We start from the raw sequence: 18,401 nt of genomic DNA, 5'->3' as shown, positions 1-18,401 counted from the left end.
GAATGTCGATATGCCGGGACGCTCGCCGCATGCCGTCTCCCGTCATGCGGGCGGCGTCTCTGAAGTTGCCCGTGCGGCCAGGCCGCACGGGCGCTGCGCGATGCAGGTCATGACGACTTGCGCACACGCAGGTACCAGTCGCAAAGCAGCCTGACCTGCTTCGGCGTATAGCCCTTCGCGACCATCCGGTTCACAAAGTCCTCGTGCTTGCGCTGCTCCTCCGCCGACCCCTTCGCGTTGAACGAAATGACCGGCAGCAGCTCTTCCGTATTCGAGAACATCTTCTTCTCGATCACGACGCGCAACTTCTCGTAGCTCGTCCACACCGGGTTCTTGCCGGCGTTCGCGGCCCGTGCGCGCAACACGAAGTTCACGATCTCGTTGCGGAAATCCTTCGGATTGCTGATGCCCGCCGGCTTCTCGATCTTCTCCAGCTCCGCGTTCAGCGCGGCGCGGTCGAAGCTCTCGCCGGTGTCGTGATCGCGGAATTCCTGATCCTGGATCCAGAAGTCCGCATACGTGACGTAGCGATCGAAGATGTTCTGCCCGTACTCCGAATACGATTCGAGGTAGGCCGTCTGGATCTCCTTGCCGATGAATTCCGCGTAGCGCGACGCGAGCACGTCCTTCACGAACGACAGGTACTTCTGCTCGGTTTCCGGCGGGAACTGCTCGCGCTCGATCTGCTGCTCGAGCACGTACATCAGGTGCACCGGGTTCGCCGCCACTTCGCTCGAATCGAAGTTGAACACGCGCGACAGGATCTTGAACGCGAAGCGCGTCGACACGCCGGTCATGCCCTCGTCGACGCCCGCGTAGTCGCGATACTCCTGGTACGACTTCGCCTTCGGGTCAGTGTCCTTCAGGTTCTCGCCGTCGTACACCTGCATCTTCGAGAACAGGCTCGAGTTTTCCGGCTCGTGCAGGCGCGACAGCACCGAGAACTGCGACATCATCTTCAGCGTGCCCGGCGCGCACACGGCCTCGGCGAGCGACGAGTTGCGGATCAGCTTCTCGTAGATCTTGATCTCTTCCGACACGCGCAGGCAGTACGGCACCTTCACGACGAAGATCCGGTCGAGCAGCGCTTCGTTGTTGCGGTTGTTCTTGAACGCCTTCCACTCCGACTCGTTCGAGTGCGCGAGGATGATCCCGTCGAACGGGATCGCGCCGAAGCCCTCGGTGCCCTTGAAGTTGCCTTCCTGCGTCGCGGTCAGCAGCGGGTGCAGCACCTTGATCGGCGCCTTGAACATTTCGACGAATTCGAGCAGGCCCTGGTTCGCGAGGCACAGGCCGCCGGAGTAGCTGTACGCGTCGGCGTCGTCCTGCGCGTACTGCTCGAGCTTGCGGATGTCGACCTTGCCGACGAGCGACGAGATGTCCTGGTTGTTCTCGTCGCCCGGCTCGGTCTTCGAGATCGCGATCTGCCGCAGGATCGACGGATAGCGGCGCACGACGCGGAACTGGCGGATGTCGCCGTTGTATTCATGCAGGCGCTTGACCGCCCACGGGCTCAGGATGCTCTTCAGATAGCGCCGTGGAATGCCGTACTGCTCCTCGAGAATCGGCCCGTCCTCGTCGTAGTCGAACAGCCCGAGCGGCGATTCGTTGACGGGCGAGCCCTTCAGCGCATAGAACGGCACGCGCTCCATCAGCTGCTTGAGACGCTCGGCGATCGACGACTTGCCGCCGCCCACCGGACCGAGCAGATAGAGAATCTGCTTCTTCTCTTCGAGCCCTTGCGCAGCGTGGCGGAAATACGCGACCACCTGCTCGATCACTTCCTCCATTCCGTAGAACTCGCGGAACGCGGGATAGACCTTGATGACCTTGTTCGCAAAGATCCGCGACAGGCGCGGTTCGTTGCGGGTATCGATGTGTTCTGGTTCCCCGATCGCAGCCAGCATGCGTTCGCCGGCCGTGGCATACGCGGATGGATCGTTTTTGCAGAGCGCGAGATACTCCTCCAGCGAGAACTCTTCCTCTCGCGTTTTTTCGAAGCGGTTCGCGAAGCTGCTGTAAATATCCATGCTACCTCCCTCGCCTATGTCTGAAGACGTGCCTGCCTTCTTCATGTGACTGCGCAGAAGCAAGCGCGTTCGAATTCATCCTAAACCCTTTCTTATTTTTTTTCACGAACTCGTTGTGTGAACTTTCGTCATCGACGACACATGACTTGGACAACGCATTTCGTCGCTCTACAATCGATGTCCCGAGCCGACGAAACAGCATCCGCCGCGTCTCGTCGAGCACCGGAACGTCTTGCGCGTTGGACGTGCCGGACGCCGCGAAGTCCACACCGCCTCCCCTTCATCCCTATACGTTCGAGTACGCGTTCCGGACGACATGCGCGACGCGCAGTTACAAAATTTTTTTCGCACGACCCTTACGGACATACCCGTATGACGGTTGCGCACGAGCATGCCGCGCCGGCCGCGGATGCAAAAACGCCCGCGCGAGGCGGGCGTTCGGGATCACGCAAATGGGGATAGATGCGCGACGTATGCCGCATTCCCGGGAATCAGAAGGTCTCCCAGTCGTCGTTGCCGGCAGCGACCGGCGCCGGTGCGGCAGGCGACGGCGCGGGAGCGGCGCGGCGAGCCGGCGGCGCGACGGCCGCGCGCGGCGCGGGCGCGTCGTGGCTGTCGCGCGCTGCCGGCGCTGGCGCCGGCGTCACGCGACGCGCCACGGCCGGCACGGTTGCGCGCCGCTGTGCCGCGCCGTCGTCGAGCTGGAACACCGCGACCGTCTCGCGCAGCCGCGCGGCCTGCTCGTCGAGCGATTGCGCGGCGGCGGCCGCTTCCTCGACGAGCGCCGCGTTCTGCTGCGTCACCTCGTCCATCTGCGTGACCGCGCGCGCGACCTGGTCGATGCCGCCGCTCTGCTCCTCCGACGCGGCCGCGATCTCGCCCATGATGTCGGTCACGCGCTGCACCGCGCCGATCACTTCCGTCATCGTGCGCCCGGCTTCGTCGACGAGCGCCGAGCCGGAACGGATGCGCTCGACCGACGCGTCGATCAGCGTCTTGATCTCCTTGGCGGCCGCCGACGAGCGCTGCGCGAGGCTGCGCACCTCGCCCGCGACCACCGCGAAGCCGCGGCCTTCCTCGCCGGCCCGCGCGGCCTCGACGGCGGCATTCAGCGCAAGAATGTTGGTCTGGAACGCGATCCCTTCGATGATCGCGATGATGTCCGCGATCTTTGCGGAACTCTGGTTGATTTCGCCCATCGTGCCGACCACCTGCCCGACGACGACGTTGCCCTTGTTCGCGATCTCCGACGCATTCGCGGCCAGCGCGCTCGCCTGGCGCGCATTGTCCGCGTTCTGTTTCACGGTGCCGGTCAGCTGCTCCATGCTCGACGCGGTTTCCTGCAGCGCCGACGCCTGCTCCTCGGTGCGCGACGACAGGTCGATGTTGCCGGCAGCGATCTGCTTGGCCGCCGTCGCGATCGATTCGCTGCCGCCGCGCACCGTGCTGACGGTTTCGACGAGCCCGACCTGCATCTTGCCGAGGCCCTCCAGCAACTGGCCCATTTCATCGCGGCGCGTCACGACGATGCGGCGGCGCAGATCGCCCGCGGCGATCGCGTCGAAGTGCGCGAGCGCGTCGGCGAGCGGGCGGCCGATCGCGCGGCTGAGCGTCACGTACGACACCAGCGCGGCGACGAGCCCGGCCACGAGCGCGACGATCGACACGATCCGCACCGTCGCGTAGGTCGACTCGGCCCGCTCGAACGCGGCCTGCCCGGCGGTGAACTGGAAATTGCGCAGCGCCTCGCCCGATACCGTGAGGTCGTTGTAGCGCACCTGAAGCTGCTTCGCGCCGTCGGCGATCCGGTCATGCTCGTTCGCCGCCACGACGCCCGCGAAGCCGTCGCACTCGCGCTGCAATGCCTGACGCTTCGCGGCGACGTCCTGCGCGAGCTTGTCCTCTTCGCCGTCGCGCGGCAGCGCGAGGTATTTCTGCCACCACGCATCGGACTGCGCGCGCATCGCGCGGCTGCGTTCGACCGCCGCCGCCGCTTCCGGCGTGCCGGCCAGCAGCGCGGCGCGATCGAGCGCGAGGCGTTCGCGCGCGGCGTACATCTCGGCGAGCCCCAGGTTGACCGCGCTCGGCATCTGGTTCGTGAAGATTTCGCGGTTCGAATCGTTCGCGCGCCCCATGCCGAACAACCCCAGCACACCGATCAGGCACAGCAGCCCGGCCAGAAACGCGATCGTGATGCCGATGCGCGCGCGGATCGTCAGGTCTTTGAACACCATCATTTTTCCTGTCTTGCGTCGTCGTTGACGGGCCACGCCCATCGCCCGGAAGCATGGGCTTCCCTCGATGCAATTACGACAACAATTCGCACGACTTGATGGTGTTTACCGAAATTTCCCAAACAATTCGTCAGTCAATTTCGAATCAGTCAGCAATGACGCGAAAACGGCCCGGAAACATCGGGCCGAGTAGTCAATCGGCCAGTTCGGCCAGCGTCGGGATCGACGGCTGAGCGCCTGCGCGCGTTACGGAGAGCGCCGCCGCGCGTTGCGCGAAGCGGATCGCGGCGTCGACGTCCGCGCCGCCCGCGAGCCGCGCGGCGAAGCCGCCGATGAAGGTGTCGCCGGCGGCGGTCGTGTCGACCGCCTGCACCGCGCTCGCCGGGTAGTGGCGCGCCGCGCCGTCAGCCGTCAGCGCCAGCACGCCGCGCGCGCCGAGCGTGACCAGCACGTTGCGCGCGCCGCCCGCCTGCAGCGCGCGCGCGGCGGCCTCGGCGTCGGCGGGGTCGCGGATCGGCAGGCCCGTCAGCGCGGCCGCCTCGACCTCGTTCGGAATCAGGTAATCGACGAGCGGCAGCCAGCCGGCCGGCAGCGGCGCAATCGCGGGCGCCGGGTTGAGCACGACCGTACGGCCGAGCTTGCGCCCGGCGGACAGCGCCGCGAAGACCGCGTCCGCCGGCGTCTCGAGCTGGCAGATCAGCACGTCGGCCGCGGCGATTGCTGCGTCATGGTGTGCAATCGTGTCCGGCGTCACCTCGCCGTTGCCGCCGGCGACGATCACGATCGCGTTCTGGCTCGCGTCGTCGACGACGATCAGCGCGACCCCGGTCGACGCCGTCGCGCTCGTCGCGAGCCCCGCGCAGTCGATCCCCTCGGCTTCGAGACCGGCGCGCAGCGCGGCGCCGTGCGCATCCGCGCCGACGCAGCCGATCATCGCGACCTGCGCGCCGAGCCGCGCGGCAGCGACCGCCTGATTGCCGCCCTTTCCGCCCGCGGCCTGCGCGAACGCATGGCCGGCGAGCGTTTCGCCGGGCAGCGGCAGCCGCGGCGCGCGCACGACGAGATCCATGTTGAGACTGCCGATGACCGTCACGCGCCCCGCTTGCGGCGCGCCGGATGTGACGTGCGCCGTCATGCGCGGTTGCCGGCCGGCGCCGGTTCGCGGTAGATGGCGGTCGATTCGCGCAGCACGAGGCGCGGCGACACGACGCGCCGCCGGCTCGGCGCGGCGCTCGCCCCGCCGCCGATCCGTTCGATCAGCGTTTGCGCGGCCATCTCGCCGAGCGCGCGCACCGACTGGCCGACCGTCGACAAGGCCGGATACGTGTAGCGGGAGAATTCGATGTCGTCGAAGCCGATGATCGAGCAGTCGTCCGGCACGCGCAGCCCGCGCTCGGCCGCCGCGCGCAGCGCGCCGACGCCCATCAGGTCGTTGCCGGCGAAGATCGCGCTCGGCCGCACCGATTCGAACAGCCGCGACGCCGCGTGGTAGCCGCCGAGGCACGAGAAGTCGCTTTCCGCGATCGCGCCCGGCACGATGTCGATGCTGCGCTCGGCCATCGCGCGGATGAAGCCGTGCACGCGCATCGCGCTGACGGCCGTGTCCGTCGGCCCGGTGATGCAGCCGATCTTCGCGTGCCCGAGCTCCAGCAGGTGGCGGGTCGCCAGATATGCGCCGCGTTCGTGGTCGATCTGCACGAGATCGGCGGCGAGCCCCTCGATGTTGCGGTCGACGACCACGAGCGGCGCATGCGCGTCGGCGAGCGTCTGCGCGAGCACCGTGTCCTCGCCGGCCGATGCAACGATCAGCCCGTCGATGCGCTTTTCCTGCAGCACGCGCAGGTAGTTGCGCTGCTTGACCGGATCGTCGTCCGAGTTGCAGAAGAACACGCAGTAGCCATTGGCGGCGCACTGGTCCTCGATGCCGCGCGCGAGCTCGGCAAAATACGGATTCGTGCTGTTCGGCACGACGAGCCCGATGGTCGCCGTCGCGCGCGCCTTCAGCGAGCGCGCGACCGCCGACGGCACGTAATTCAGCTCGCGGATCGCCCCTTCGACTTTCGCGCGCACGTCCGCGGACACCGGCCGCGAATTGTTCACCACGTGCGACACGGTCGTAAACGATACGCCCGCCATGGCCGCTACATCCTTGATCGTCGCCATTTCCCGTTTCTCTCTGGTCCGTTCTCTGTTGTTCTTGCCGTGCGCGGTTCCTACCGGGCGCGCGCGCGCCGGCTGCGGTAAGTGTCGAGCACGACAGCCACCACGATCACCGCCCCGGTGATGATCCGCTTCGTCGGCTCGTTCGCGCCGATCTGCGCGAGCCCGGCGGCCAGCACGGAGATGATCAATACGCCGAAGAACGTGCTGATCACCGAGCCGCGCCCGCCCATCAGGCTCGTGCCGCCGATCACGACGGCCGCGATCACCTGCAGCTCGAGGCCGCTGCCCGCGTTCGGGTCCGCCGCTTCGAGCCGCGAGATCTGGAACAGCGACGCGAGCCCGGCAAGCGCGCCCATCAGCGCGAATACGAGGATTTTATACGGCCGAGGGTTTACCCCGGCAAGCCGGACCGCCTCCTCGTTCGTGCCGATGCCGACGAGATAGCGGCCGAACACGGTGCGCGTCAGCACGAACTGCGCGACGATCATCACCGCGACCGCTATCAGGAACGCCGGCGAAATGCCGAGCGCGAGCGGGTTCGACAGGAAGTCGAACGCGTCGCCGATGTAGGCGGTGCGCGAATTCGTCAGCTGGTACGCGAGCCCGCGCGCGGCCTCGAGCACGCCGAGCGACACGATGAACGACGGAATCCGCCAGCCGACCGTGACCGCGCCCGTCAGCGTGCCCGTCACGGTCGCGGCCGCGATGCCGATCAGCGCGGCGGGCAGCGGCCCCCACTGCCACTTGAGCGCGGCGACGCTGACCATCGACGCGGCGAGCGCGAGCACCGAGCCGACCGACAGGTCGATCCCGGCGATGATCAGCACGAAGGTCATGCCGACCGACATCACCACGAGATCGGGAATCTGGTTCGCGATCGTGCTGAACGTGTCGTAGGTCAGGAAATGCGAGCTCAGCGCCGAAAACAGCGCGATCATCGCGGCGAGCGCGCCGGCGAGCCCGAGGTAGTTCGAGATGCCGAGCCGCGTGCCGGACAGCGTGCGCACGCGGCGCCCCGTGACGGGCTGCGGCGGGTTGGCGTCGGTCGGGGTAACGGGGGGCTGGGTCATGGCGAAGGTCCTGTCGTCGAAGCGCCGGACGCGGCGCGCGGCGCCGCTCCGGCTGCCGGATGGCGCGCGGCCTCGTCGCGGCCGAAGCCGGCGAACGCCGCCGCCAGCAGCGCATCCTGGGTCCAGTTGCCGCGCTCGAACACGGCAGTCATGCGGCCGGCCGACATCACGCCGATCCGGTCGCAAATGAGCATCAGCTCGCGCAGGTCGCTCGACACGACGACGAGCGCGCGCCCTTCCCGCGCGAGCGCGCCCATCAGCGTGTAGATCTCGAATTTGGCGCCGACGTCGATGCCGCGCGTCGGCTCGTCGAACAGCAGCACGCCCATGTCGCGCGCGAGCCAGCGGCCGATCACGACCTTCTGCTGGTTGCCGCCCGACAGTTCGCCGACCGGCTGCGACGCGCCGTGCGTGCGGATGCGCAGCGCATCGATCTGGCGCTCGGCGAGCGCCGTCTCGCGCGTCGCGTCGACGACGCCCGCGCGCGCGAGCCGGTCGAGCTGGCCGAGCGACACGTTCGCCGTGACCGATTGCGACAGCAGCAGGCCCTCGCCCTTGCGATCCTCGGTGATCAGCGCGATGCCGTACCGCACCGCGTCGACCGGCGAGCGGATCTCGGCCGGCCTGGGCGGCTGGCCGACCGCGATCACGCCCGAGTCCGGCGTGTCGGCGCCGTAGATCAGCCGCAGCAGCTCCGTGCGCCCCGCGCCGATCAGCCCCGAGATGCCGAAGATCTCGCCCGCGCGCACTTCGAGCGACACGTCCTGCACGGCCGGCATGCGCGTCATGCCCGACACGACCAGCCGCGGCGCGCCGAAGCTGCGTGCGCCGAAGTCGATGTGCTCCCCGACCTCGCGCCCGACCATCAGCGTGACGAGACGGTCGGTCGTCGTCGCGGCCATGTCGCCGTGATGCACGAGCCGTCCGTCGCGCAGCACGGCGACCCGCTCGGCAACCCGCGCGAGCTCCTCGAGCCGGTGCGAGATGTAGACGATCGCGACGCCGCGCGCCTTGAGCCGGTCGATCTGCTCGAACAGCAGCTCGACCTCGCGCGCGGTCAGCATCGCGGTCGGCTCGTCGAGGATCAGCACGCGGCAGTCGCCGATCAGGTTGCGCGCGATCTCGACCATCTGCTGGTGGCCGATGCCGAGCGCGCCGACGGGCGTGTCCGGATCGACGTCGTCGAGCCCGACCTGCGCCATCGCGGCGCGCGCGTCGTCGCGCAGGCGCTGGCGGTCGATGATGCCGAAGCGGCGCGGCAGCCGGTTCAGGAACAGGTTTTCGGCGACCGACAGCGTCGGCAGCAGGTTCAGCTCCTGCATCACCATCCGCACGCCGAGTGCTTCGGCGTCCTTGCGGCTCGCGGGCGCATACGCGCGAGCGTCGAGCTGCAGCGTGCCGGCCGTCGGCGCGACGAGCCCGCCGATGATCTTCGACAGCGTGCTCTTGCCGGCGCCGTTCTCGCCGGTGAGCGCCAGCGCCTCGCCGGACGCGAGCGTCAGCGAGACGTCCGCGAGCACCGGCTCGGCATAGGTCTTGCCGATGCCGGAGACGGCCAGCACGGGGATGGCAGTACGGGAGGGTTGGAAGGTCGATTCCATCGCGATCCTGGTTGCGGCCGCGCGCAGCGGACGGCACGCGGCATTGACGCTCACAAGTGGCACGCAGTGGCCGTGATCGCGCTCACACCGGATAACGGCCGCCGCTCCCGATTCTTGAGGGCGGCGGCCGTGATCCGGGCGGCGTCACTTCGTCACGAGATCCACCGGCGTCTCGACCACGCCGGACATGTCGGCCTGCTTGCGATGCTCGGCGATCGCCTTGAGCGCCGTGTCGATGCCGAACACCGCCTGCTTCGCCGCATACTGGTCGGCGGTCGCGAGCACGCGGCCGTCCTTCAGCATCGGCTTGATCGCGTTGATGTTGTCGTAGCCGACCACGTAGACCTTGCCCTGCTTGCCGGCCGCGCGCACGGCCGACACCGCGCCGATCGCCATGTTGTCGTTGCCGCACAAGAGCGCCTTCAGGTTCGGGTACTCGTTGAGCATCGCGGACGCGACCGCGTTGCCCTTGTCGATCTCCCATTCGCCCGACTGCACCGACACGACCTTCATCCCGCCCGCCTTCATCGCGTCCTGGAAGCCGGCCGTGCGCTGCTGCGCGTTGGTCGTCGTCGACACGCCCTCGACGATCCCGACCTGGTCGCCCGCCTTCAGCTTCTTCGCGAGCAGGTCGCCGACCTTGCGCGCGCCCTTGCGGTTGTCGGGGCCGACGAACGGCACGTTCAGGTGCTTGGCCTTCAGCACGTCCGGATCGAGCCGGTTGTCGATGTTGACGACGACGATGCCGGCGTCGACCGCCTTCTTCACGACCGGCACCAGCGCTTTCGAATCGGCCGGCGCGAGCACGATCGCGTCGACCTTCGACACGATCATTTGCTCGACGATGCGGATCTGGCTCGCGGTGTCGGTTTCATCCTTGATGCCGTTGGTGACGAGATCGAACTGGGCCGCGTTGTGCTTCTGGTATTCCTTTGCGCCGTTTTCCATCGTCAGGAAGAACTCGTTGGCGAGCGACTTCATCACGAGCGCGACTTTCGGCTTGCCGGCCGTCTCCGCATGGGCGAACGGCGCGGCGGCGAGCGCGACCGCGGCAACGGCGGCGGTCAGGAAGCGACGGCGAAAGCGGACATTCATACACATCTCCTGGCGTTGGGCCCCGCGGGGCATCTGTTGTTTTAATGCGAGCAAACGTTTGCGGCGCACTAGCCGGGCAATGGCCATCGAAGCTGTCGGTACCACGGAATGGGTGCGAGGCAGAGGGCCGACTGCCGGAGCGCGGGCGATGCGTTCACGCGCAACCGCCGGCAGGCTGCCGGCGGAGTGAGAGGTATGCTGGACCGTTTCTTGTCCGCGCGCAACCCGTCTGATCAATATTTAAGGGTTTATGCGGAGCGCGCCGGCCGCCGGCGCGAGAACGCGCGTGCGATTGCGGCGCGGTTGGAACGGGACGCCGCACGGGGCGTCCCGGAAGCGGCCCGTCAGGCCGGCTCGCGCAGTTGTCCGGCGATCTCGGCCTCGCTCAGATGCGGCGCGAACATCTCGATCAGCCGGTATGCATAGGCGCGCAGGAACGCGCCCTTGCGCAGGCCGACCCGCGTCGTGCTCGCCTCGAACAGGTGCTGCGTGTCGAGCGCGACGAGCCCCGTGTCGCGCTGCGGGTCATACGCCATCGCCGCGACGACGCCGATGCCCATCCCCAGCTCGACGTAGGTCTTGATCACGTCCGCGTCGATCGCGGTCAGCACGACGTCCGGCACCGCGCCCGCCTGCGCGAACGCCTGGTCGATATGCGAGCGGCCGGTGAAGTCCTGGTCGTAGGTGATGATCGGATACTCGGCGACGTCGTCGAGCGACAGGTTCTCGCGGCCGACGAGCGGATGGCCCTTCGGCACGACCACCGTGTGATGCCACGAATAGCACGGGAACGTGACGATGTCCGGATAGCGGTCGAGCGCCTCGGTCGAGATGCCGAGATCGGCCTCGCCGTTCAGGATCATCTGCGCGATCTGCTGCGGGCTGCCCTGGCGCAGCGCGAGATGCACCTTCGGAAACACTTCGGTGAACTGCCGAACCACCTTCGGCAGTGCGTAGCGCGCCTGCGTGTGGGTGGTCGCGACGACCAGGTGGCCGCTGTCCTGGTCGGCGAACTGGCGCGCGACGCGGCGCAGGTTCTCCGCATCGAGCAGCATCCGCTCGATCAGCTGGTGCACCGCCTTGCCGGGCTCGGTGAGCCCGGTCAGCCGCTTGCCGCGCCGGATGAAGATGTCGACGCCCAGCTCGTCCTCGAGATCCTTGATCTGCTTCGATACGCCCGACTGCGACGTGTACAGCACGTTGGCGACTTCGGTCAGGTTCATGTTCTGGCGCACGGCCTCGCGCACGAAACGCAATTGCTGAAAGTTCATGGGTATGCCTCTTAGGCTGTCTTTTGTTTAATCGTCGAATCGAAACAGTTGCCGCCCCTGCCCTGCACGCGCGCGTCAGCGCGCGGGAAACACGCGCACCGCGCGCGGCACGGCCGTCGCGCCGTCACCCACCCGCAGCGCGAGCGCCTGCCACGCGTCGCGATCGAGTTCCGCCTCGAGCGTGCCGCCCGCGCGCGCCTCCAGCTCGACGCGCACCGAGCCGCCGAGCGGCACGACGCGGCGCACGTCCACCGCGATGCCGCTCTGCCGGTCTCCGGCCGGCCGCAGCTGCAGGTCGTGCGGGCGCACGTACGCATGCGCCGGCCCGGCGAAATCGGCGTCGACCGCGATCGGCGCGGCCGCGCCCTCGGCGACGAAGCCGCGATCGGCGACCGTGCCCGGCAGCCGGTTCGCCGCGCCGAGGAATTCGTAGACGAAGGCGCTCTGCGGATGATCGTAGACGTCCTGCGGGCTGCCGACCTGCTCGACGCGGCCGTGGTTCAGCACGACGATGCGGTCCGCGACTTCCAGCGCCTCCTCCTGGTCGTGCGTGACGAAGATCGTCGAAATGTGCAAGTCGTCGTGCAGGCGGCGCAGCCAGCCGCGCAGCTCCTTGCGGACTTTCGCGTCGAGCGCGCCGAACGGCTCGTCGAGCAGCAGCACCTTCGGCTCGACCGCGAGCGCGCGGGCGAGCGCGATGCGCTGCCGCTGGCCGCCCGACAGCTCCGACGGATAGCGCTGCGCGAGCCAGTCGAGCTGCACGAGCTTCAGCAGCTCGTGCACCTTGTCGCGGATCACGGCCTCCGACGGCCGCTCGCGGCGCGGCTTCACGCGCAGCCCGAACGCGACGTTCTCGAACACGGTCATGTGGCGGAACAGCGCGTAGTGCTGGAACACGAAGCCGACCTGGCGCTCGCGCGCGCCGACCGACGCGACGTCCTGGCCCTGCAGCACGACCTGCCCCGCGTCCGCGTGCTCGAGGCCCGCGATCACGCGCAGCAGCGTGGTCTTGCCGCAGCCCGACGGCCCGAGCAGCGCGACGAGCTCGCCCGCCGGAAAGTCGAGCGAGACGTTGTCGAGCGCCGTGAAATCGCCGAAGCGCTTGTGCAGATGACTGACGGTGATGCCCATTCTGGTTGCCTCTTTACGAATTCGACGAAGTGACGGCGGGGCCGGCATGCGCGGGAACCGCGTCGCGCGCGCCGGCCAGATCGGCCGCGAGATGGCGCTCCGCGAGCAGCTTCAGCGCGAGCGTGACGAGCGCGAGCAGCGCGAGCACCGACGCCACCGCGAACGCGGCCGCGAAGTTGTACTCGTTGTACAGGATCTCGACGTGCAGCGGCATCGTGTCGGTCACGCCGCGGATGTGGCCGGACACGACCGACACCGCGCCGAACTCGCCCATCGCGCGCGCGTTGCACAGGATCACGCCGTACAGCAGGCCCCACTTCACGTTCGGCAGCGTCACGCGACGGAAGATCTGCCAGCCCGACGCGCCGAGCACGCGCGCGGCCTCCTCCTCGTCGCTGCCCTGCGCCTGCATCAGCGGGATCAGCTCGCGCGCGACGAACGGGAACGTGACGAAGATCGTCGCGAGCACGATGCCGGGCACCGCGAAGATGATCTGCACGTCGTGCGCCTGCAGCCACGGCCCGAGCCAGCCCTGCGCGCCGAACAGCAGCACGTAGATGAGGCCCGAGATCACCGGCGACACCGAGAACGGCAGGTCGATCAGCGTCGTCAGCAGCGCCTTGCCGCGGAATTCGAACTTCGCGATCGCCCACGACGCGCACACGCCGAATACGAGGTTGAGCGGCACGGCGATCACCGCGACGGTCAGCGTCAGCTTGATCGCCGACCATGCGTCCGGATCGGCGAGCGATTCGAGATAGAAGCCGGCGCCCTTTCTCAACGCCTCGAAGAACACGGCCGCAAGCGGCACGACGAGGAAGAACGCGAGGAACGCGAGCGCGATGCCGGTGAGCAGCCAGCGCACGGCGCGCGGCTCGCTGACCGGGTCGAGCCGCTTCGCGGCGCGCGCCCGCGCGGCGGTGGACGGGGGTTTCAGCACGGCGGTGGCCTCCTGGCTCATCGTTGGCCTCCTGCGGCGGCGGTGGCGGCGGTCGCGGGCGCGCTCGCGGCGCGGCCGGACGATGCGGCGCGGCTCGTGCGGCGCTGCAGATACCACTGCAGCGTGTTGATCAGCAGCAGCATCACGAACGACACGACGAGCATCACGACCGCGAGCGCGGTCGCGCCCGCGTAGTCGTACTGCTCGAGCTTCGTGATGATCAGGAGCGACGTGATCTCGGACTTCATCGGCACGTTGCCGGCGATGAAGATCACCGAGCCGTATTCGCCGAGCGCGCGCGCGAACGCGAGCGCGAAACCGGTCAGGAGCGCCGGCAGCACGGCCGGCAGCACGACGCGGCGGAACGTCAGCCAGCGCGACGCGCCGAGGCACGCGGCGGCCTCCTCCTGCTCGCGCTCGAAATCCTCGAGCACCGGCTGCACGGTGCGCACGACGAACGGCAGCCCGATGAAGGTCAGCGCGACCAGCACGCCGAGCGGCGTGAACGCGATCTTGATGCCGAACGGCGCGAGATACTGGCCGACCCAGCCGTTGGCCGCGTAGACGGCGGCGAGCGAAATGCCGGCGACCGACGTCGGCAGCGCGAACGGCAGGTCGACGATCGCATCGACGACGCGCTTGAACGGGAACGTGTAGCGCACGAGCACCCACGCGACGAGAAAGCCGAACACCGCGTTGATCAGCGCGCCGCCCAGCGCCGCCGAGAACGTCAGCCGGTACGACGCGAGCACGCGCGGCGACGCGACGGCCGCGATGAACTGGTCCCACGAGAGCGTCGCGGTCTTCAGGAACGTGGCGGCAAGCGGAATCAGCACCACGAGGCTCAAATAGGCCACCGTGATGCCGAGCGTCACGCCGAAGCCGGGCAGCGCGCTCGGCTTGCGAAAGGTGTACGTCGTCATCGGATGCTCTTGCTGGGTCGAATCACATGGGTCCGGCGCGAACGCCGGGGGTGCGGCGCGCTGCTGTCGCGCGCCGCTGTCGTTATGTCGTCACTGCGGCTTGTAGATCGAATCGAACACGCCGCCGTCGGCGAAATGCGTCTTCTGCGCATTCGTCCAGCCGCCGAACGTGTCGTCGACCGTGTACAGCTTCAGCTTCGGGAACTGCTTCGTCAGCTCCGCCGGCACGTTCTTCGAGCGCGGCCGGTAGTAGTTGCGCGCCGCGATCTCCTGGCCCTGCGGGCTGTACAGGTAGTTCAGGTACGCCTCGGCGAGCTTGCGCGAGCCCTTCTTGTCGACCACCTTGTCGACGATCGCGACCGGCGGCTCGGCCAGGATGCTCACCGACGGCACGACGATCTCGAACTTGTCGGCGCCGAATTCCTTGATCGACAGGAACGCCTCGTTCTCCCATGCGATCAGCACGTCGCCGATGCCGCGCTGCACGAAGCTCGTCGTCGCGCCTCGCGCGCCCGAGTCGAGCACGCCCGCGTTCTTGTAGAGCTTCGTGACGAAGTCCTTCGCGGCCTGCTCGCTGCCGCCCGGCTTGTGCACCGCGTACGCCCACGCGGCGAGATAGTTCCAGCGCGCGCCGCCCGAGGTCTTCGGGTTCGGCGTGACGATCGACACGCCCGGCTTCGTCAGGTCGTCCCAGTCCTTGATGCCCTTCGGATTGCCCTTGCGCACCAGGAACACGATCGTCGACGTGTACGGCGACGCGTTGTCGGGCAGACGCTTCTGCCAGTCCTTGCTGACGAGCCCCTTGTTCGCGAGCGCGTCGATGTCGTACGCGAGCGCGAGCGTCACGACGTCCGCCTGCAGCCCGTCGAGCACCGAGCGCGCCTGCGCGCCAGAGCCGCCGTGCGACTGCTTGAAGTTGACGGTCTCGCCCGTCTTCGCCTTCCATTCCTTGCCGAACGCCTGGTTGAAGTCCTGATACAGCTCGCGCGTCGGGTCGTACGACACGTTCAGGAAAGTCGCGTCTGCGTGCGCCTGCGCGACGACGCCCAGCGCCGCGGCCGCGCCCAGCGCGAAGGTTGCGATCAAGCGGCGCGCCCTGCTCGCCAGCCCCGTATTGCGCTTCACCATCGGTGCTTCTCCCGTGTTGTCGGTCATGTTGTCGGTATTGCGAGATGCGAGCCAGTCTATCGAACGGGTTACATGATTAAAAATAATCGTTCCTCATTTTTTAATATTGAAAAGTGCTAAAGCAGACGGGATCGACGGTTACAGCGGACGAACCGTCGTCCGGACGTCGCCGGATCGCGCCGGAATCGACGCGATCGCGACGAACCTCAGGTAACACTTGAAATTCCCGGGGTACTGTATAAAAATACAGCTCACTGTCTATCCATACAGTTGAGCCATGACCAAACTCACCGCACGCCAGCAGCAAGTGTTCGACTTGATCCGCCGCGCGATCGAGCGCTCCGGCTTCCCGCCCACCCGCGCCGAGATCGCGGCCGAACTGGGCTTCAGCTCGCCGAATGCGGCCGAGGAGCACCTGCGCGCGCTGGCGCGCAAGGGCGTGATCGAGCTGGCGGCCGGCGCGTCGCGCGGCATCCGCCTGCTCGGCGGCGACGACGCGCCGCACCAGTTCACGCTGCCGCACGCGGCCCTGATGCAGCTGTCGCTGCCGCTCGTCGGCCGGGTTGCGGCAGGTAGCCCGATCCTCGCGCAGGAGCACATCTCGCAGCATTTCGCGTGCGATCCCGCGCTGTTCTCCAGCAAGCCGGACTACCTGCTGAAGGTCCGCGGCCTGTCGATGCGCGACGCCGGCATCCTCGACGGCGACCTGCTCGCCGTGCAGAAGCGCACGGAAGCGAAGGACGGCCAGATCATCGTCGCGCGTCTGGGCGACGACGTCACCGTCAAGCGCCTGAAGCGCCGGCCCGGCGGCCTCGAGCTGATCGCGGAGAACCCTGATTACGAAAACATCTTCGTCAAGGCCGGCAGCGCGGAATTCGCGCTGGAAGGCATCGCCGTCGGGCTGATTCGCTCGGGCGAATTCTGACAATCCGTCTCGCTCAGGAGAACACCATGGAACGCCTTGCCCGCCTGCTGCCTTTCCGCCAATTCGGTCGCCTGCGTCACCTGCGCGGCCGCACGCCGTGCGCGCCGCTGACCACCGCGGCGCCCACCGGTCAAGAAGAAGCAGTCGAACGGCAAGCGTCGTTGCTGCCGTCGGCGCTGCCCGCATTCGCGCGGGTATCGCTGAACGCCGGCCTGAATCACGCGGAACCGGCGCGTCGCGCGCCGGTGCGCGTCTATCATGGTTCGTCGCGCCTGATCATGGTCGGGACGATCGACGCAGTGTGCCGGATGATCGATCGCTGCATCGCCGAGGAACGTTCGCTCGCGCAAGGCGGTCTCTGATTGCGGAACATTCCCGCACCGGAGGCATCGTGAATCACGCACCGGGCCGCCCCAGGCGGCTCAAACCCCTGTTGATCGTCGTGCTGGCCGCCGTCGTCATCGCGGCGATCGGCTACGCGTATGCGTCGCCCTACGTCGCGCTCGGCCGCCTGAAGTCGGCGATCGACGCGCGCGATGCGCAGGCGGTCAGCGAGTATGTGGATTTCCCGTCGCTGCGCATCAGCCTGAAGCAGCAGGTCACCGACGAGTTGATGCGCCGGATCGACGCGAAACGGCAGAACAATCCGTTCGCCGTGATCGGCGCGTTGATCGGTTCAGCGTTGATCGGGCCGCTGGTTGACGCCTACGCGACTCCCGAAGGCGTCGCGGCGCTGATGAGCGGATTGCCGCCACAGGGCAATCCGGGCGAGCGGCCGCCCGAGTGGCCGGCGCTGCCGGCCGATTCGGCCGGCAGCGCCGCGCCGACGAATGGGCCGAACGCGGCCGCCGGCAGCGCGCCGGCTGCAACGCCCGCGCCGGCCGCACCGTCGTCAGCCACTTCGACGCAGGCCGGCGCGCCGCGGCAGCAACAAACGAGCGCCGGCTACCGGAACATCGACGAATTCGTCGTGACATACCAGCGCAACGCGGATGGGACGCGCTACGCGGCGATTCTCCACCGCGTCGGGCTGTTTTCGTGGAAGCTGTCCGCGATCGACCTGCACGGCTGAACCGACGGGGCGGCGCCGTGCGCGGCCGGCGGACGACCGGCGCACCGCACAAGGCGGCGCCGGTCAGGCTATAAGACAGTCAGGCAGTTATCTGGCGGTGGCGGCAGCCGCGTCGCGTTCTCGAGCGATTTCGGCCTTCTGCTCTTCGGCGGACGAGCACGCAACCAGGATGCTGCAGTTCACGCGGTCGAGCAGTTGCGTATTGCCCGAGCCCATCCACCATCTCGACAATCCGCTGCGGCAGCGGTGCCCGACCACGATCAGGTCCACCTTCAGTTCCGCGGCGAGGTTGGCGATCTCGTCGATCGGGTAGCCGAACGCGAAATGCCCTTCCGCCTGCAAGCCGCGTTCGCGCAGCCAGTCCACGCCTTCCTGCAGGATTTCGCGCGCCGTTTCCTCGAAGCGGCCGCACGCGACGTCGGTCAACAATCCGGCGCTTTGCGCAATGCTCGAACGCATGTCGACGACGGACAGCAGGTGCGTCTCGGCCTTCAGGTCCAGCGCGAGATTGGCGCCGCAACGCAATGCCTTGCGTCCCTCGAGCGTGCCGTCATAACACAGCAGAATCTTGTTGTAGCTAGCCATGAGCCCTCCCATACGAGACATCGAACCCTACGCATTCATCATGGTGCGCCGCAATTCGGGACGCAAGGGATGGAAAACGCTGATTCGCCCCGTGGGGCCGATCCGCGATGATGCGGTGCATGATCGGCATGCGCCGGCACCGCGCTGCGCGCACACGCGCTGAAGGCGTGCAGGCAATGCACTAGAATGGCCCGGTCGTGCCGCCCATTCGCGTCACGCGCGGGTTGCGCGCG

At 67.8% G+C, this 18,401-nt stretch carries 16 protein-coding genes; 3 read left to right on the top strand and 13 right to left on the bottom strand.

What is annotated here, in order from left to right; genetic code table 11:
* Positions 1-107: 107 nt before the first annotated feature.
* The 12 genes from KY49_RS07315 to KY49_RS07260 all read right to left on the bottom strand — a co-directional run bounded on the left by KY49_RS07315 (position 108) and on the right by KY49_RS07260 (position 15,586).
* Positions 108-2,030 carry a PrkA family serine protein kinase gene (locus tag KY49_RS07315; RefSeq protein ID WP_042583977.1) on the bottom strand — a complete coding sequence of 641 codons (1,923 nt, stop codon included), beginning with the start codon at positions 2,028-2,030 and terminating at the stop codon, positions 108-110.
* Positions 2,031-2,521: 491 nt separating this feature from the next.
* On the bottom strand, positions 2,522-4,264 hold the full coding sequence (locus KY49_RS07310) for a methyl-accepting chemotaxis protein (RefSeq protein ID WP_042584613.1): 1,743 nt from the start codon (positions 4,262-4,264) through the stop codon (positions 2,522-2,524).
* Between the two features lie 193 nt (positions 4,265-4,457).
* A complete protein-coding gene (gene rbsK / locus KY49_RS07305; protein WP_042583976.1) occupies positions 4,458-5,399 on the bottom strand; it encodes a ribokinase in 942 nt (313 codons plus the stop codon).
* On the bottom strand, positions 5,396-6,427 hold the full coding sequence (locus KY49_RS07300; protein ID WP_042583975.1) for a LacI family DNA-binding transcriptional regulator: 1,032 nt from the start codon (positions 6,425-6,427) through the stop codon (positions 5,396-5,398). Before KY49_RS07300 ends, rbsK begins: the two co-directional genes overlap by 4 nt.
* 50 nt (positions 6,428-6,477) lie before the next feature.
* Entirely contained in the window at positions 6,478-7,497 is a 1,020-nt protein-coding gene (locus tag KY49_RS07295) for an ABC transporter permease (RefSeq protein ID WP_042583974.1), read from the bottom strand.
* Entirely contained in the window at positions 7,494-9,098 is a 1,605-nt protein-coding gene (locus KY49_RS07290) for a sugar ABC transporter ATP-binding protein (RefSeq protein WP_042584612.1), read from the bottom strand. Before KY49_RS07290 ends, KY49_RS07295 begins: the two co-directional genes overlap by 4 nt.
* A 144-nt stretch (positions 9,099-9,242) precedes the next feature.
* Positions 9,243-10,193: a sugar ABC transporter substrate-binding protein gene (locus KY49_RS07285; protein WP_042583973.1), complete on the bottom strand. Its 951-nt coding sequence runs from the start codon at positions 10,191-10,193 to the stop codon at positions 9,243-9,245.
* A 344-nt stretch (positions 10,194-10,537) separates the two neighbouring features.
* Entirely contained in the window at positions 10,538-11,464 is a 927-nt protein-coding gene (locus tag KY49_RS07280) for a CysB family HTH-type transcriptional regulator (protein WP_010092461.1), read from the bottom strand.
* Positions 11,465-11,539: 75 nt separating this feature from the next.
* Positions 11,540-12,595, bottom strand: a complete 1,056-nt coding sequence (locus KY49_RS07275; protein ID WP_042583972.1) for a sulfate/molybdate ABC transporter ATP-binding protein — start codon at positions 12,593-12,595, stop codon at positions 11,540-11,542.
* A gap of 13 nt (positions 12,596-12,608) precedes the next feature.
* Positions 12,609-13,556 (bottom strand): sulfate ABC transporter permease subunit CysW, encoded by a 948-nt coding sequence (gene cysW / locus KY49_RS07270; protein WP_042583971.1) that lies wholly within the window; start codon positions 13,554-13,556, stop codon positions 12,609-12,611.
* Entirely contained in the window at positions 13,553-14,458 is a 906-nt protein-coding gene (cysT, locus tag KY49_RS07265; protein WP_042583970.1) for a sulfate ABC transporter permease subunit CysT, read from the bottom strand. Before cysT ends, cysW begins: the two co-directional genes overlap by 4 nt.
* Positions 14,459-14,548: 90 nt before the next feature.
* Entirely contained in the window at positions 14,549-15,586 is a 1,038-nt protein-coding gene (locus KY49_RS07260) for a sulfate ABC transporter substrate-binding protein (protein WP_042584611.1), read from the bottom strand.
* A 277-nt stretch (positions 15,587-15,863) separates the two neighbouring features.
* Between KY49_RS07260 and lexA the strand changes: the two genes are divergently transcribed.
* From lexA to KY49_RS07245, 3 genes are read left to right on the top strand one after another with little or no spacing between them, the layout of a single operon-like run.
* On the top strand, positions 15,864-16,511 hold the full coding sequence (lexA, locus tag KY49_RS07255) for a transcriptional repressor LexA (protein WP_010092466.1): 648 nt from the start codon (positions 15,864-15,866) through the stop codon (positions 16,509-16,511).
* A 26-nt stretch (positions 16,512-16,537) separates the two neighbouring features.
* Positions 16,538-16,873, top strand: coding sequence for a hypothetical protein (locus KY49_RS07250; RefSeq protein WP_042583969.1), 336 nt, complete (start codon positions 16,538-16,540; stop codon positions 16,871-16,873).
* Between the two features lie 29 nt (positions 16,874-16,902).
* Entirely contained in the window at positions 16,903-17,583 is a 681-nt protein-coding gene (locus tag KY49_RS07245; protein WP_042583968.1) for a DUF2939 domain-containing protein, read from the top strand.
* A gap of 87 nt (positions 17,584-17,670) precedes the next feature.
* On the opposite strand, the gene KY49_RS07240 is transcribed toward KY49_RS07245, so the two are convergent.
* Positions 17,671-18,168 carry a universal stress protein gene (locus KY49_RS07240; RefSeq protein WP_042583967.1) on the bottom strand — a complete coding sequence of 166 codons (498 nt, stop codon included), beginning with the start codon at positions 18,166-18,168 and terminating at the stop codon, positions 17,671-17,673.
* Positions 18,169-18,401 lie beyond the last annotated feature (233 nt).

Source organism: Burkholderia sp. MSHR3999 (assembly GCF_000833595.1).
In the GTDB taxonomy this organism is placed as follows: Bacteria; Pseudomonadota; Gammaproteobacteria; order Burkholderiales; family Burkholderiaceae; genus Burkholderia; species Burkholderia ubonensis.
The sequence above is the reverse complement of the archived record's forward strand: the minus strand, read 5'-3'. Positions and strand labels throughout refer to the sequence as shown.